This window comes from Pseudomonas sp. MWU12-2037, assembly GCF_023242345.1.
GTDB classification, from domain to species: Bacteria; Pseudomonadota; Gammaproteobacteria; order Pseudomonadales; family Pseudomonadaceae; genus Aquipseudomonas; species Aquipseudomonas gingeri_D.
Map to the genome: position 1 here is coordinate 112,511 of NZ_JALLIZ010000003.1, position 15,921 is coordinate 128,431.

The 15,921-nt window shown below is 61.9% G+C and carries 10 protein-coding genes; all 10 read right to left on the reverse strand.

The window, feature by feature from the left end:
- Positions 1-111: 111 nt before the first annotated feature.
- Positions 112-1,533: a bifunctional D-glycero-beta-D-manno-heptose-7-phosphate kinase/D-glycero-beta-D-manno-heptose 1-phosphate adenylyltransferase HldE gene (hldE, locus tag M5B42_RS06400; protein WP_103498041.1), complete on the reverse strand. Its 1,422-nt coding sequence runs from the start codon at positions 1,531-1,533 to the stop codon at positions 112-114.
- A 104-nt stretch (positions 1,534-1,637) separates the two neighbouring features.
- Positions 1,638-3,458 carry a lipid A export permease/ATP-binding protein MsbA gene (msbA, locus tag M5B42_RS06405; protein ID WP_152737709.1) on the reverse strand — a complete coding sequence of 607 codons (1,821 nt, stop codon included), beginning with the start codon at positions 3,456-3,458 and terminating at the stop codon, positions 1,638-1,640.
- Between the two features lie 96 nt (positions 3,459-3,554).
- The gene (locus tag M5B42_RS06410) at positions 3,555-5,042 is read right to left on the reverse strand and encodes a hypothetical protein (protein WP_248745313.1); all 1,488 of its coding nucleotides are present in this window, start codon (positions 5,040-5,042) and stop codon (positions 3,555-3,557) included.
- Between the two features lie 124 nt (positions 5,043-5,166).
- A complete protein-coding gene (locus tag M5B42_RS06415) occupies positions 5,167-6,921 on the reverse strand; it encodes a carbamoyltransferase (RefSeq protein WP_248745314.1) in 1,755 nt (584 codons plus the stop codon).
- Positions 6,922-7,101: 180 nt separating this feature from the next.
- Positions 7,102-8,544, reverse strand: coding sequence for a lipopolysaccharide kinase InaA family protein (locus M5B42_RS06420; protein WP_248745315.1), 1,443 nt, complete (start codon positions 8,542-8,544; stop codon positions 7,102-7,104).
- 39 nt (positions 8,545-8,583) lie between these two features.
- The gene (gene rfaP / locus M5B42_RS06425) at positions 8,584-9,390 is read right to left on the reverse strand and encodes a lipopolysaccharide core heptose(I) kinase RfaP (protein ID WP_248745316.1); all 807 of its coding nucleotides are present in this window, start codon (positions 9,388-9,390) and stop codon (positions 8,584-8,586) included.
- Positions 9,387-10,511: a glycosyltransferase family 4 protein gene (locus M5B42_RS06430; protein ID WP_177101431.1), complete on the reverse strand. Its 1,125-nt coding sequence runs from the start codon at positions 10,509-10,511 to the stop codon at positions 9,387-9,389. The genes rfaP and M5B42_RS06430 overlap by 4 nt, the downstream gene beginning before the upstream one ends.
- Positions 10,511-11,569, reverse strand: a complete 1,059-nt coding sequence (waaC, locus tag M5B42_RS06435; protein WP_177101433.1) for a lipopolysaccharide heptosyltransferase I — start codon at positions 11,567-11,569, stop codon at positions 10,511-10,513. The genes M5B42_RS06430 and waaC overlap by 1 nt, the downstream gene beginning before the upstream one ends.
- Positions 11,570-12,604: a lipopolysaccharide heptosyltransferase II gene (gene waaF / locus M5B42_RS06440; RefSeq protein WP_248745317.1), complete on the reverse strand. Its 1,035-nt coding sequence runs from the start codon at positions 12,602-12,604 to the stop codon at positions 11,570-11,572.
- 55 nt (positions 12,605-12,659) lie between these two features.
- Positions 12,660-15,599 carry a bifunctional [glutamate--ammonia ligase]-adenylyl-L-tyrosine phosphorylase/[glutamate--ammonia-ligase] adenylyltransferase gene (gene glnE / locus M5B42_RS06445; protein ID WP_103498029.1) on the reverse strand — a complete coding sequence of 980 codons (2,940 nt, stop codon included), beginning with the start codon at positions 15,597-15,599 and terminating at the stop codon, positions 12,660-12,662.
- Positions 15,600-15,921 lie beyond the last annotated feature (322 nt).

The window sequence follows — 15,921 nt, forward strand, 5'->3', positions numbered from 1 at the left end:
TACGCCATCCCTGTGGGAGCCGGCTTGCCGGCGATGGCGACCGTATAGTCACCACAAGGTCAAGGACCTCATCGCCGGCAAGCCGGCTCCACACATGGGCCCGGCGCTTAGTCAGTTGCTGCGGATCTTCTCGACAATCGCCGTGGTCGAGCTGTTTTCCACCAGCCCAAGCACTTTCACCGTACCGCCATAGGCCGTCACGATGGAAGCACCGACCACCTGGTCGATCCCGTAGTCGCCACCCTTGACCAGCACATCCGGCTTGACCTGGGCCAGCAGGTTCTCCGGGGTGCCCTCGGGGAAACTGATAACCCAGTCCACGGCCCCCAGGCCGGCCAGCACGGCCATGCGCCGATCAACGCTGTTGATCGGACGGCCAGGGCCCTTGAGGCGGCTTACCGAGGCATCGTCATTGACCGCGACGATCAGGCGATTGCCCTGGGCCCGCGCCTGCTCCAGGTAGGTCACGTGACCGGCATGGAGGATATCGAAGCAGCCGTTGGTGAACACGATCGTCTCGTTGTGCGCCCGCGCATCGTCGACCGCCAGCAGCAATTGCTCCAGGCCCAGCACACCGCGCTCGGAACCTTCCTCGCGCTGGATCGCCCGGCGCAGCTCAGGTGCACTAATGGCCGCTGTACCCAGCTTGCCGACCACGATGCCGGCGGCGAGGTTGGCCAAGGCCACTGCGTGGGGCAGTTCTTCGCCCGCGGCAATGGCCGCGGCCAGGGTCGAGATCACCGTATCGCCGGCACCGGTCACATCGAACACTTCACGGGCCCGGGCCGGCAGGTGCAGCGCCGGATGATCGGGGCGCAGCAGGGTCATGCCATGCTCGCCACGGGTCACCAGCAAGGCACCGAGGTCCAGGTCCTGCATCAACTGGGCACCCTTGGCCACCAGCTCATGCTCATCGGCACAACCGCCGACGATGGTTTCGAACTCGCTGAGGTTCGGTGTGATCAGGCTCGCGCCACGGTAGATCGAAAAGTCCTTGCCCTTGGGGTCGGCCAGCACGGGAATACCCCGCGCCCGGGCGGCCTGGATCAGGACCTGATGATTCTTCAAGGCGCCTTTGCCGTAGTCGGACAGCACCAACACCTTGACGCCTTCGAGCAAGCCATCGACTTCAGCCCCCAGGGCCAGCGCATCGGTGGCGAAGGGTTCTTCAAAGTCGATGCGCAGCAACTGCTGGTGACGACTCATGACCCGCAGCTTGACGATGGTCGGCTGGTGCGCAATGCGCTGGAACAGAGCCCGGACCCCGGCGCCCTTGAGGCTGTTGGTCAGGCTGTCGGCGGCCTCGTCGTCACCGGTGACACCCACCAGCGACGCCGGGGCCCCCAGAGCGGCGATGTTCAGGGCAACGTTGGCGGCACCACCGGGGCGATCCTCGATGTGCTCGACCTTGACCACCGGCACCGGCGCCTCAGGAGAAATCCGTGAGGTACCACCATGCCAGTAACGGTCGAGCATGACATCGCCGACCACCAAGACAGGGGCTTGATCGAATCGCGGCATGGACAACTTCATGGAGCAACCCACATACAAATGAACAGGGGCGCGATATTAACACAGGCAAAAGCGCCGACTGCCTCAATAGCAGTCGATAGTCGCGCTCAAACCGGTGAAGCCCCTCAGCAGATACCCACCACCTTGGTCGGGCCCGGCTCGTCACCTTCCTGGAATTCCTTGGCGTGCAGACGAGCGTAATAACCGTTCTGGGCCAACAGCTGAGCGTGGGTGCCGCGCTCGACGATCCGCCCTTCGTCCATCACCAGAATCAGATCGGCCTTCTCGATGGTTGTCAGACGGTGAGCAATTACCAGTGTCGTCCGGTTGCTGACGACGTGATCCAATGCCGCCTGGATATGCCGCTCGGACTCGGTGTCGAGTGCCGAAGTCGCCTCGTCGAGGATCAGCAGCGGCGCGTCCTTGAGCAAGGCCCGCGCAATGGCAATGCGCTGACGCTGGCCACCAGACAACAGCACGCCGTCCTCGCCCACCAGGGTGTCATAGCCTCGCGGCATTTTAATGATGAACTCGTCGGCATAAGCCTCGGTCGCCGCTTTACGCACCTGTTCGGCCGAAGCCCCCGCGAGGTCGCCATAGGCGATGTTGTTGGAGACGGTATCGTTGAACAGCGTGACCTGCTGGGTCACCAGGGCAATGTGGCGACGCAGGTTACGCAAGGTAAAGCTCTGGATTTCCTCGCCATCGAGCAGAATCTGTCCCTGCTGGTGTTGATAGAAACGTGGGATCAGGCTGGCCAGGGTAGATTTACCACTGCCCGAACGCCCAACCAGGGCGACCATTTGCCCGGGCTCGACGACAAAGCTGATGTCATCGAGCACCCGCTTGTCGGTATCGGGGTACTGGTAGCTGAGATGACGCACTTCAAGCCGACCTTCGACACGCTCATGCTCGACCGTACCGTCATCGACTTCCGCAGGCTCGTCGAGCTGCTCGAAGATACTCTCGGCACCCGCGACCCCTTTCTGGATGGTCGAGCTGACTTCAGAGAGCTGGCGAATCGGCTTGGGCAACAGGCCAGCCATGGTGATATAGGCCACCAGGTCGCCCGGCGAAGCATCGCCGCGCAGGTACAGCACCAGGAACATCACCACGGCCATGGCGGTGTAGGTCACCAGCTGCAGCGTCGGCGTATAGATGGCCCCGGTCTTGGTCATTGCCAATTGCTTGTCGGTATTGCGCTGGCTGGACTGCTCGAAACGCAGTTTCTCGTAGGTTTCGCCACCAAAGCTGCGCACGACCCGGTAACCATGGATCGTTTCGGAAGTTACATGGGTGACATCGCCCATCGAGACCTGGATCTTCTTGCTTTGCTTGCGGAACTTGCGGGCGGTGCTGTTCACCATCATCCCGATCACCGGCAGTATCGCCAGCATGACCAGGGTAAGCTTCCAATTCATCCAGACCAGGGTACAGAACAGGAAGACCACGGTCATGCCTTCGCGAATGACCACCTTGATCGCATCGGTGGCGGCGCCCGTGACCATGGTCACATTGAAGGTGATGCGGGAGATCAGATGCCCGGAGTTGTGCCTGTCGAAGAAGCGATTAGGCAATTCCAGCAGCTTATTGAACAGGACGATGCGCAAATCGTGGACCAGCCCCAGGGAAACCCGGGCCAGAAAGAAGTTGCCCAGATAAGAACCCACGCCCTGCCAGACTGCGATCAGCACAATCATCATCGGCACGGTTTCAAGCAGTTGCAGCTTGCCGAAATAGGGATTGCCCGGGAACAGCGCCGCCTCGGGATTGGCCAGGCCATCGACAAAGTACTTGAGGATGTACGCCAGCATCGGCTGGGTAGAAGCGAAAATCAGGAACCCAACGATGCTCAGAGCAAACAGACCCACGTAGGGCCTTACGTAACTCAGAAGACGGAAATAGATCGCCAGCGTGGACTGGGCTTGGGTTTCAGGACTGCTCATGGGAATCCGCGCGAATCAGTGAGAACGGGATAATATCACACCCCCTTTTCTGACCAATGAAGATGACGGCAGGCAGGCCTGCCGTCAGCTTGAAGTCTACTTGCCGATCACCAGTACGGTGGCGCCCTTGCGATTGGCGAAGCGGGCAATAATGCGCATTTCGCGCCCGACCAGCCAATCGCTCAACCAGGGCTCGTCCCCCTTGGCCTCGATCAGGAAATAGCGATAACGCTCCGCCTGCTCCGCAGACATCGCCTCCTCACGGGTCACCGTGGGGTATACATACCCGCGCCCGGCGTAATAACTGATGCGTCCGTCATCGTAGTAGGCCGATGCACCGGGCTCCATATTGGCAGCCACCCAATGACCCGCCTCGATATATTGGGTCTTTTTTGCCCCGATGGTAATCACGTTGGACAGCGCCAACAGCAGGCCGATCACCAGCACGACCTTGCCCAATCGTGGGAACCGCCGGGCGAATACCACCAGGGCCATGGCCAGCGCGGGGACGAACAACAGGTTCAGAAAGCTTACATAGCGACCGATCATGAACTGCTGCTTGATAAAGAACAGCATCAGGACCACGCAGTAGAGCAAGGCGGCCCAGACGAACGGGCGGTACTGACGCCAGTAAATCCCCAGCACGCCCCAGCTACCGCGATAAAGGAAGGAGGCGCCGAAAACCCCCATCATCTTCACAAAAAGAATCGCCACCGTCGCCAGCAGGCCAAAGAAGATGATCTGTCCGGCATCAGATCTGGAATAGGTGTGACTCAAGGTGTTGGCAAACTGCTGGGACAGCAAGTTGAAAGAGGCAAAGACATTCCGCGGATTGATCATATCCAGGTACGCCTGGACACGAACCGATGAGAGCCCCCCCTTCATCGAGAGCACAGCCACTGCCAGGATCAACCCCAGCATCGGCAGCAACGCGAACTGCAGGAACTGCTTGCGCCGCTCGCTCGACCAGAGGTTCGGCAGCTGCCACAAGCCCAGGGCAGCCCACAGCAGTACCGCCTCGAGCCGGAACAGCAGGGCCGCCACAATGGCCATATGCATGCTGGCCGCACGCAACCAACCGCCGCGCGCCTGCCAGCGCAAGGCCAACCAGAGCGTCAGGGTACAGAAGAACCAGAAGCCGAACTCACGCAGGATGTCATCACGATCCTGGTTGACCGCCGGCATTGCCAGTACCACCAGGCAGGCCCAGCGTGCGGCTTCCGGCGTGCGTTGGCGCACACAGTCGACCACCAGCGCGCAGGTCCCGGCCAGGAGAAAAGCGCACCACAAATGGGCGATTGTCTCGAACGGCAGGGGCAGGACCACGTGGGTCCCGGCAATCAGCAAGGTGAACCACGGCCAGTCGAACGACTGGAAGGCCAGCTTCGGCCCCTGCTCCGTGACACCCTGGGCAATCGTCATGTAAAAGGCCGCATCGCGACCGATCGTCACCAACCCCATCACCGCGATCAGGGAAAGCAGCAGGCTCCCCAGGAAAGCCACTCGAACCGGATACTCATTGATACTCCTGGAGACCAATGCCACTGCCTTGCCGCCGATACCCACCACCTTGCCGCCCCTCAATACCAACGCAATCCTTGCGTAACGAAATTCCGTCAAACTTCACCCATTGGATTGCATGACCCAACCCAATCCCCATGACCCCCATCAGCGTCGCCGAACCACAATGACGACGCCCCTCGACGGATCAGAACTCGGGATACTCATTGGCGCCATCCTTGACCACAAGGATGTCTTCCATGATCAAGTACTGCAGGTCCGAGCCGAAGAACATGTTCAGGGCATCGGTCGGCGAGCAGATCATCGGTTCGCCACGACGGTTCAGCGAGGTGTTCAGGGAGACACCATTACCGGTGAGTACCTCCAGCGCCTTCATCATGTCGTAGTAGCGCGGGTTGTATTCGCGCTTGAGCACCTGGGCCCGCGAAGTACCGTCTTCATGGACGACTTCCGGCACACGGGTCTTCCACTCTTCAGCCACTTCGAAAGTGAAGGTCATGAACGGCGCCGGATGATCGATCTTGATCATCTGTGGGGCCACGGTGTCGAGCATCGACGGGCAGAAAGGCCTCCAGCGCTCGCGAAACTTGATCTGGTGGTTGATCCGATCCGCCACGCCGGCGATGCTCGGGCAACCGATGATCGAACGCCCCCCCAGGGCCCGCGGACCGAACTCCATGCGGCCCTGGAACCAGGCCACCGGATTGCCATCGACCATGATCTTGGCGATCTGCTCCGGCATGTTCTCGAGCTTGCGCCACTTCGGCGCGTTCTCGTGACGCGCGCAGGCGGCGATCACATCTTCGTTGCTGTAGGACGGGCCGAGATAGACGTGCTCCATCTTCTCCACCGGCACACCGCGGGCATGGGACACATAGGCCGCAGCGCCCACCGCCGTACCGGCGTCGCCAGAAGCCGGTTGCACGAACAGCTCCTTGACGTCGTCGCGGGCGATGATCTTCTGGTTCAGCTTGACGTTCAGCGCGCAACCGCCGGCGAAGGCCAGCTTGCCGGTTTCCTTGAGAACATCACCCAGGTAGTAGTCGATCATCTGCAGCGAGATCTTCTCGAACAGCGCTTGCATGCTGGCCGCGTAGTGAATGTAGGGCTCGTCGGCAATATCGCCTTCGCGCTTGGGGCCCAACCATTCGATCAGTTTCGGCGAGAAGTAGAAGCCCTTGCCCTTTTCCTTGTAGCGACGCAGGCCGACGACGTTGGCGTAGTCGGTGTTGATCACCAGCTCGCCGTTTTCGAAGGAGGCCAGGCGCGAGAAGTCATACTGGCTAGCATCGCCGTAAGGGGCCATGCCCATCACCTTGAATTCGCCGTCGAGCATTTCAAAGCCGAGGAACTCGGTGATCGCACCGTACAGGCCACCCAGGGAGTCCGGATCGAAGAACTCCTTGATCTTGTGGATCTTGCCGTTTTCGCCGTAGCCGAAGAAGGTCGTGGCGTACTCACCCTTGCCGTCGATACCGAGGATCGCGGTTTTCTCTTTGAAACCGGAACAGTGGTAGGCGCTGGAGGCGTGGGCCAGATGGTGCTCGACCGGCTCGATCTTGACTTTCTTCGGATCGAAGCCCAGTTGCTCCAGGCACCAGACGATCTTGTTGCGATAGCGCTTGTAGCGGCGGTTGCCCATCAGGATCGCGTCAAGGGCGCGATCCGGGGCGTACCAGTAACGCTTGGCATAGTGCCAGCGAGCCTTTCCGAACAGGCTGATGGGAGCGAACGGAATCGCCACCACATCAACGTCGGACGGTTTGATACCCGCCTGCTCCAGGCAGAACTTCGCCGATTCGTAGGGCATGCGGTTCTTTGCATGCTTGTCGCGTACGAAGCGTTCTTCTTCGGCCGCTGCAATCAGCTTGCCGTCGATGTACAGCGCTGCGGAGGGATCATGACTAAGGGCGCCGGACAGGCCGAGAATCGTCAATGCCACAGGGGTCTAGCCTCTCAAAGTCCATATGCAGGCGACAAGGCGCCCGAAAAAATGTGTGCCACCAAAGGAGTGGCAAGCAACTAAAGCGCGGGATTATAGCAAGGATTATCAATGCGGGAGCTGACAGCGGGCAGACGATCACTCTGGTTTCATCTGCCCGCTTCGCCCGCCGCAGAGGTATCAGCCCTGGAGGCGGGGCAAACGCTGATCAATCAATTGATACAAAGTGCTGCTCGGCGGCCAGTTGCGCATAAAGCGCGCCCGATCACGGGCATAAGCCTTGGCGAAGCTATGGGCCGAGGTATGTTGGCGCATCGAGTCCAGGTCGATCAGGGTCCAACGGTCATCCTGCCAGAACAGGTTATGCCCCTTGAAATCACCGTGGCTGATACGCTCGCGGATCAACTCGGCAAACAGTTGCTCCAGCGCCGTGAGCTCGGCCGGCGGCACTGCGCCCGACTCCACGTACGGCGCAAAACGCTCGATCACATCAGGCCCGGAAAGGTGTTCCGTGAGCAGATAGGCGCGGCTGCGCAGCCAGAAGAACCGCCGCTCCAGCACCGCGAGCGGCCTGGGCGTGGCGATCCCGAGGAACGCCAAGCGATTGCCCTCGCGCCAGGAGTGCCAGGCCCGGCTCGGCCGCCAGAAACGCTTGAGCCAATGACCGACCCCCTTGATGTTGTAGCGCTTGAGCACCAACGGGCGGCCACCGACATCGACTCGCCCGACCGTGGCTGTTCCGCCGTTCTTGTACAAGGGCCCTTGGGCGAGCAGTGCATCGGCTTGCTCCAGCACCGGCGCCAGCGCTGCTTCTTCTTCGCGACGAATGGCCCGCAGGCCAAAGGCCCCGCTCCGAACACTGAACAGCGAACAGTCCCGGGCGACCTTGCCGAGGAAGTCCTTCAGGCGCCAGCCACGGACCTTGTCCACCTGTTTGAGCAACGCCTCCAGCGGTAGCGCATGTTCGCCATTGCTCAGCAGGTAATGCACCAGCAGCTCTTCGATAAACGGCTCGAACGCCTTGGGCAACTGGGCGAAAAACACCCCGAGGTTCTCCAGAACCTTCTGCCGTGACAACGGCTGGCCCGGCTGTTCGGCACGTATTCCGGCACCGTCGATCAAATACAGCTTGCCGTCATGGCGCAGCAGATTGTCCAGGTGCAGATCTTCCTGCCACAGGCCCTTGCCGTGCATCTGCGCAATGACGCCCAGCGCCTCGGCCAGTACCTGTTGCTGTTCGTCGGCCAACAACGGCAGCGATTCAACCTTGCTCCAGGCCTCGCCCAGGCTCTCGGCACCTTCGAGAAACTCGAACAGCAACCAACCGCCCTCGCCCTCTTTCAAACCGTCGACCAACAATAGCGGCGTGGTCAGGCCCTGCTCGGCCAACAGCCGAACACCCTGCAATTCACGCTGGAAGTGCCGTGGCGCCTTGTTGCCCACCAGTAATTTGGCCAGCACCGGACGTCCACGCCAAACCCCGGCGCCGACATAACGCTGACCGGGCAACACACGCAACAGACTCAGCAACTGCAGCTGCGCACGGCCGGCGGCATCCGCCAACTCCAGGTCCAGGGGCAAAGCCGGAGCCCGTCCGGCCGCTTTCAATTCAGATAAACGCATCAACCCCATCCTTCGCCAAACGACGCAAGCGCAGCGACATCAGAGCGCGCCGCCGTAGCGCAGTTTGCGCTGGTAAAGTTTTTCCGCCTTGCGCTCGAGCAGGACCAGCAACGCGGCTTCATCGCGCAGGATCTGGCGCAGCGGCTGGCGGAAATAGCCTTTCAGGAAACGCAGCAGGTCGCGCCGGCTCAGGCCGATATCCAGCACCGAGAAATACAGCGCCGCCAGGTCCTTGTTGCGCCAGCGCGCGGGGATCGCCGCGCGGGTCTGGGCACGGTGCAGGTCGATGACCGAAAGCTTGAGGTCCTCGGCCGTCACCGGTTTGTCGGTATGCAGCAGGAAATGGCAGATATAGCAGTCGCGATGATTGACCCCGGCGCGATGCATCATGCCGGTCATGCGCGCCACTTCGGCGATCAGCGCGCGCTTGAGCCGTGGCTCCGGCGGCTGCTTGGGCCAGTCCATGCTGAAGTCTTCGAGACTGATGGTCGGCGCCAGTTCCTCCGTGACGATAAACGAATGCTGGTCCGCCGGATTGCTGCCACGCTCGCCATAAGCCACGGCGGTCATGGTCGGCACCGCGACTTCCTGCAGGCGCTGGATCGCCCGCCACTCCTGCCCCGCGCCGAGGACCGGCAACTTGGCGGTCAACAGGTTCTTGAAAATCTCGCGCCAGCCGATGCCACGGTGGATCTTGACGAAATAACCACGGCCGTCGACTTCCGTACGCAAGGTCCGTCGCGCTTCCAGCTCACGGTAAACCACACCCTCCAGGCGCTCGACCTCGGCGAACGCATCGCGTCCAGCCCACAAGCGCTTGAACGGTTCGGCCAGGATCAGCTTCATTGCGGTAGTTCCCCCAGGATCACGTCCGCCGCGCGCTGCGGCATGCTGTAGAGGTCGGCGGTCTCGGCGTAGCTCAGGCCATGCTGGCTCCACGCCTGGCGCGCGGCCTGATCGGACAACATACGCTCCAGAGACTGATTGAGCTGGGACTGCTCGAACGGTTCGTCCAGCACCAGGCCGCAGTCGGCCTCGGCGATGTAGCGGGCATAACCGCAGACCGCGGTCACCAGCACCGGCAACCCGGCCACCAGGGCCTCAAGCAGCACCGTACCGGTATTTTCGTTGTAGGCCGGATGGATCAGCAGATCGGCTCCCAACAGGAAGCGCGGGATATCGCTGCGCCCCATGAGGAATTGCACACGCTCGCCCAATCCCAGCGCAGCACTCTGCGCCTGGAAGGTCTTGGGGTCGTCCTGGCCAATGACAAACAGCCGGGTGCGTTCTTTCAGGGCCGGCGGCAACGCGGCCAGGGCCTTGAGGCTGCGATCGAGCCCCTTGGTCTTGAACCCGGAACCGATCTGCACCAGCAGCAGCTCATCGTCCGCCAGCTTGAACTCGCGGCGGAACTCGGCGCGGATTTCGGCCGCATTCGCCGGCGCCCGACGGTCCAGGGAAATGCCCGGCGACAGCAGGTGGAAACGCTCCGGCGGGGTGTCGTAGTGTTTGACGAACAACGGCTGCTGGACTTCGGAGATCATCAGGATTTCAGTCTTTGCCTCCCTGGCGAACACCGCCCGCTCATACTCGGCGAAATGCTGATAGCGGCCCCAGAGGCGATAGAGCGAATGACGCTGGTTCTGCGCCTTGTCTTCGAAGCAACCGTCGGCGGCATAGTAGACGTCCAGATCAGGCATCTTGTTGAAGCCGATCAGCCGTGCCACCGGCCGCTTGGCCAGGTCGGCCTTTACCCAGGCACTGAACCTGGCGTAACGCCGATGATTGAACAACGCCTTGACCGGCACCATCACCACTTCGAAACCGGGCGGGATATCGCCCTCCCAGAACAGGCTGTAGACGCGGATCTGGTGCCCGCGCTGCTGGCATTCCAGGGCAATGCGCATGAAGTCACGCTGCAATCCGCCAAACGGAAAGTACTTGTACAGGACAAAAGCCAATTGCATCAGTGCCGCTCCTCAGCCATTAACAGCGCGCTCAATCGGCTTGCCACCCGTTCGGGATTCAAACGGGTGAAGCACAGAGGCAACTCGCGCTTCAGATCGAAGCGCTGCTGGTCCTCCGCTGTCGGAACGTAGGTGCATTTCTTTTGAAGACAAGGCGCGCAAGGGAAGTTGCTCGCCAGATGAATCTGCGACCGGCCGTAGGCACCGGTCAGGATCGAGCTGGTCGGACCGAACAGCGACAGCGTCGGCACATCCAGCGCGGCGGCCAGGTGACCGAGGCCGGTATCCACCGCCACGCAGGCAGTGGCGGCGGCCAGTACCTTCGCAACCCCGGCCAGGTTCAGCCTGGGCAGCACCACGACATGCTTCAGGTTGCGCGCAATCCGCTCGGCCCGGGCCTTTTCCTCGGCATTGCCCCAGGGCAGTTTCACCGGTACACCCAACTGACCGAGGCGCACGGCCAGCTCGCGCCAATAGGCTTCCGGCCAGTGCTTGGTGTCCCAGGTGGTGCCATGCAGGAACACCACGAAAGGCTTGCGCGGCAACTCGACCAGCTTGTCGGCATCCAGGCCGTAGTCGCCCATACCCCTGGGCAGGTCATAACCCAGCGCCAAGGCAAACAACTGGCGCATGCGATCAACCGCATGCTGATTGCGCGACACCGCCAGGCGCCGCGAATAAAAACGACTGGCCAGGGGTTCGCGGGCCGACTGTTTGTCCGGACCGGCCACCGGGGCCTTGGCATAACGGGTCAGCAACGCGCTTTTCACCAGGCCCTGGGCATCGATCACCAGATCGTACGGCTTGGCCCGCAGGCTCTCCTTGAATCGCCGCCACTCGCCACTCTTGAGGGTCTGCCAGATATTTTTGCGCCAGCGGCGGATCGCCACCGGAATCACCTTGTCCACCGCCGGGTGCCAGCTCGGTAGTTCGGCGAAGCCTTCCTCGACCACCCAGTCGAAACGGATACCGGGAATCGCCCGCGCGGCATCGGTAAGGGCCGGCAAGGCATGAATGATATCGCCCAGGGAAGAGGTCTTGACCAGCAATACGCGCAATTAATGGACCTCGACCGCAGTGCCGTGCAAACGCTGCAAGGCTTCGTTCACCGGAGTCGGCTCAAGCTGACGCAGGCAGTTGTAATGGCCGAAGCGGCAGGTCCGGTCGAAGCAGGGACTGCACTCCAGGCCCAGGCGGACAATTTCCACCTGGTCGGCCAACGGCGGGGTGAACCCTGGGGAAGTCGAGCCGTAGACCGCCACCAGCGGGCGGTTCAACGCGGCAGCGACGTGCATCAGCCCAGAATCGTTGGAAACCACCGCATCGGCGCAGGACATCAGGTCGATGGCCTCGGCCAGGGATGTGGCGCCACTGAGGTTGACCGCCTCTTCGCGCAGCCCGGGAATCAGGCGCTGACGAATGTCTTCGCCGACCCCATGATCGTTCTTCGAACCGAACAGCCAGACCTGCCAACCTTCACGAATCCGCGCCTCGGCGACTTTCGCGTAATGCTCCGACGGCCAGCGCTTGGATTCGCCGAACTCGGCCCCCGGGCACAGCGCCAGTACCGGGCGATCCAGGCTCAGCTCGAACTTGGCCAGCGCGGCCGCGCGGCTGGCCGGGTCGATCCGCAGGCTCGGCCGCGGATACGGCGTCGGCAGGCTTTCACCCGGCTCATAGGCCAGGGCCATGAATCGCTCGATCATCAGCGGATAACGTTCCTTATCCAGTTTGCGCACATCGTTGAGCAGGCCATAGCGAAACTCGCCACGCCAGCCGGTGCGCTTCGGCACGCCGGCAAAAAACGGCACCAGCGCCGACTTCAGCGAGTTGGGCAACAGGATCGCCTGGTCGTACCGGCCGGCCAGGGACTTGCCGATGCGCCGCCGCGTGGCCAGTTCCAGCGCGCCGTGGCCGAGCGGAAAGCTCAAGGCGGCCCGCACCTCGGGCATGCGCTCGAGGATCGGGCGGCTCCATTCCGGGGCCAGCACATCGATCTCGCACTGCGGATGACGCTGCTTCAGGCACTGGAACAGTGTCTGAGCCATCACCATGTCACCGACCCAGCTGGGCCCAACGATCAGAATATTCATAGGCTTCCACAAACGATGCGGGGAGGCTTATGCCTCCCCGCCTCTAAAATATCAATCAGCTTAGCCCCAGCTCGGTCCATATCCGCATGACATCGCGGCGTTCGACCGCGAACTGATCGCCGGTGATCACCCCCGCCTCCTTCTGCAACGCCTGGCGGTGGGCGGCGGAGCGATAGGCCTTGTAGGCCTCGCGCAGCAGGTGGGCGTCCGTGGCGGGGATCAGGCCCGCCTGCTCCAACCCTTCGAGAATGCGGATATTGTCGGTATAGCGGAGTAACGCCGGGTGCGCTTTCGACCAAGCCAATGTCGCGTATTGCACCATAAATTCAATATCGACGATACCACCGGCATCCTGCTTGATATCGAAGGGCGCCGTGGCCTCGAAGGCATTGGCCGCCGTGCCCGCCGCGGTGGCCTTGCTCCCCAGGTTGTCGCGCATCTTGGCGCGCATCTCGCTGACTTCCTGACGCAAGGTCGGCAAATCCCGCTCACGCCCCAGCACCGCCGCGCGTACCTTCTCGAACGCCGTGCCGACCTCGTTGCAACCTACCAGAACCCGGGCGCGGATCAGCGCCTGGTGCTCCCAGGTCCAGGCTTCGTTCTGCTGGTAACGCTCGAAAGCGCCCAGGGAACTGACCAGCAGCCCCGAAGCCCCGGACGGGCGCAGGCGCATGTCCACTTCATAGAGCTGGCCGGAGTTGGTCTGGGTGGTCAGCAGGTGAATGATCCGCTGACCCAGGCGGGTGAAAAACTGCGCGGTATCGATAGGCTTGGCGCCGTCAGTCTCGGCATTCGGGTCACCGTCGTGGATAAACACCAGGTCCAGGTCCGAGCCATGGCCCAGCTCGATACCGCCGACCTTGCCGTAGCCGACAATAATAAAGCCCGGGTCGCACAAGCTGCCATCGACACGTCGTGGCGAACCATGGCGGCCGACGGTCTGGCGCCAGGCCAGGGCCAGCACCTGTTCGAGGATCGCTTCGGCGAGCCAGGTGAGGTAGTCGCTGACCTTCATCAATGGCAGGCTACCGGAGATTTCCGAGGCCGCGACCCGCAGACGATGCGCCAGCTTGAAGTGGCGCAAGGCTTCCATCTGTTGCTCGAGGTCGTCTTCCGGAATCCGCGTCAGGCGCTCACGCAGCTCCGCGGCCAGCTCCGGCGCCAGGGGCGGCTTGAACAGCCGGCCTTCGTTGAGCAACTCGTCGAGCAGCATCGGGAAGCGGGTGATCTGTTCGGCAATCCAGGGGCTCGCAGCACACAAGGTCAGCAAGCGACGCAAGGCACCGGGGTTTTCCGTGAGCAGCACCAGGTAAGCCGAACGCCGGGCCACTGCTTCCACCAAGGGCAGCACCCGCTCCAGCACCAGGTCCGGATCGGCATGTTCCACCGCCTGGGCCAGCAAGCGCGGGATAAAGGCATCGAGCCGCTCCCGACCGAGCCGCTGCATGGCGCGCAACTGCGGGCTGGTGCGCAGCGCCGTCAGTTGCTTCAGGGCCTTGGCGGCATCCTTGAAACCGCCTTCCTGCAACTGCCGGCAGGCCGCCTCTTCATCCTGGGACTCTTCCCACAGCGGCAGCCATTCGCCGCCGACCATCACTTCACAGTCGGCGCCATCTTCTTCGTCCGGATCGGCGATCACCTGGCGGAAATGCCAGTCGACCCGCCCGCGCCAGTACATCAACCGCTCATGAAACGCCTCCCAACTGTCGAAGCCCATCATGAAAGCAATGCGCGCACGATCCTTCTCGCCATCGGGCAGCATCTGGGTCTGGCGGTCGGCAATCGCCTGGATCGCATGTTCGGTGTAGCGCAGGAATTCATAGCCGCTGCGCAACTCGCCGATCACCGCCGGCGGCAGGTAACCCTGGCCTTCCAGGGTCCCCAGCACCTTCAACAACGGGCGCTGCTGCAGACTCAGGTCACGCCCGCCATGAATCAGCTGGAAGGCCTGGGCAATGAACTCGACCTCGCGAATGCCGCCGGAACCCAGCTTGATATTCTCGGCCATACCCTTGCGCCGGACTTCCTGCTGGATCAACTGCTTCATGGTGCGCAACGCTTCGATGGCCGAGAAGTCCAGATAGCGCCGATAGACGAAGGGCCGCAGCATATCCAGCAACTGCGCGCCGGCCACCTGGTCGCCGGCCACCACCCGCGCCTTGATCATCGCGTAGCGCTCCCAGTCGCGCCCCTGGTCCTGGTAATACTGTTCCAGCGCGTTGAAGCTCAACACCAGCGCGCCGGCCGAGCCATAGGGGCGCAGGCGCATGTCGACGCGGAACACGAAGCCGTCGACGGTGATAGGGTCGAGCGCCTTGATCAGTCGCTGGCCCAGGCGGATGAAAAACTCCTGGTTGTCCAGCGGGCGCTTGGTCCCGACTGTCTCGCCGCCTTCCGGGTAGGCAAAGATCAGGTCGATGTCGGAAGACAGGTTCAACTCCACGGCACCGAGCTTGCCCATGCCGAGGATGACCATCTGCTGCGGCTCGCCACTGCGCCGCCCGGTGGGTGTGCCGAACTGCTGGCAATGCCGTGGATACAGCCAGTGATACCCCTGGTCGATGCAGGCGTCGGCCAGGTCGGAAAGGTCGCGACAGGTCTGCACCAGGTCCGCCTGGCGAGTCAGGTCGCGCCAGATGATCCGCACCTGCTGGCGCGTGCGCTGCCGGCGCAGGGCGCGGCCCAGTTCGTCCTCGGTTTCGACCTGCTGCAACGCCGCGGCGATCTGCCCGCACATCTCCCCCGGCGCGAAGCCGCGATCCAGGTCGCCGAACTGCGCCAGCTCCAGCAACATCAAAGGGTCACGCAGCGATTGTTCAATAAAGAAGTCGCTGGCCGCGCTGACCCGGGAGAACTGCGCCCAGCGTGGCGCGGTCCATTCAGCCAGCCCGTGATCATCCTCCAGGGCGGCGACAGCGGCACGAAACGACTGCTCGGCACGACTGGCGGCAGGCAGGAGAATGGCCGGCAGGTCGGCCAACATTGGAAGGCTCATGGTCTATCCTTGGTGATCGAACAATCAGCCGCAGTCTGTGATAGCGAGAAACACGCTCTGGAAAGGACTGTCGAACAAAAGTTAGAAATAGCTGATAATGGTTATTTTTTGGCAGCCAGCCTCAAAAAGGTGGTCACCTTGATTATTTTCCAACCAACAATATCGATTACGCTCACAACATAGCAGGAAGTTTTTACTCGTCGATCTGTAGTTTTACTACTCGTCTATACATTCGAAAGGCTGAAATGGTCGACGATTTGTAGTAAAACTACAGGACTCCGGTACAACCTCCGGACATCCAAGAATTTATGTCGTCTGCCCA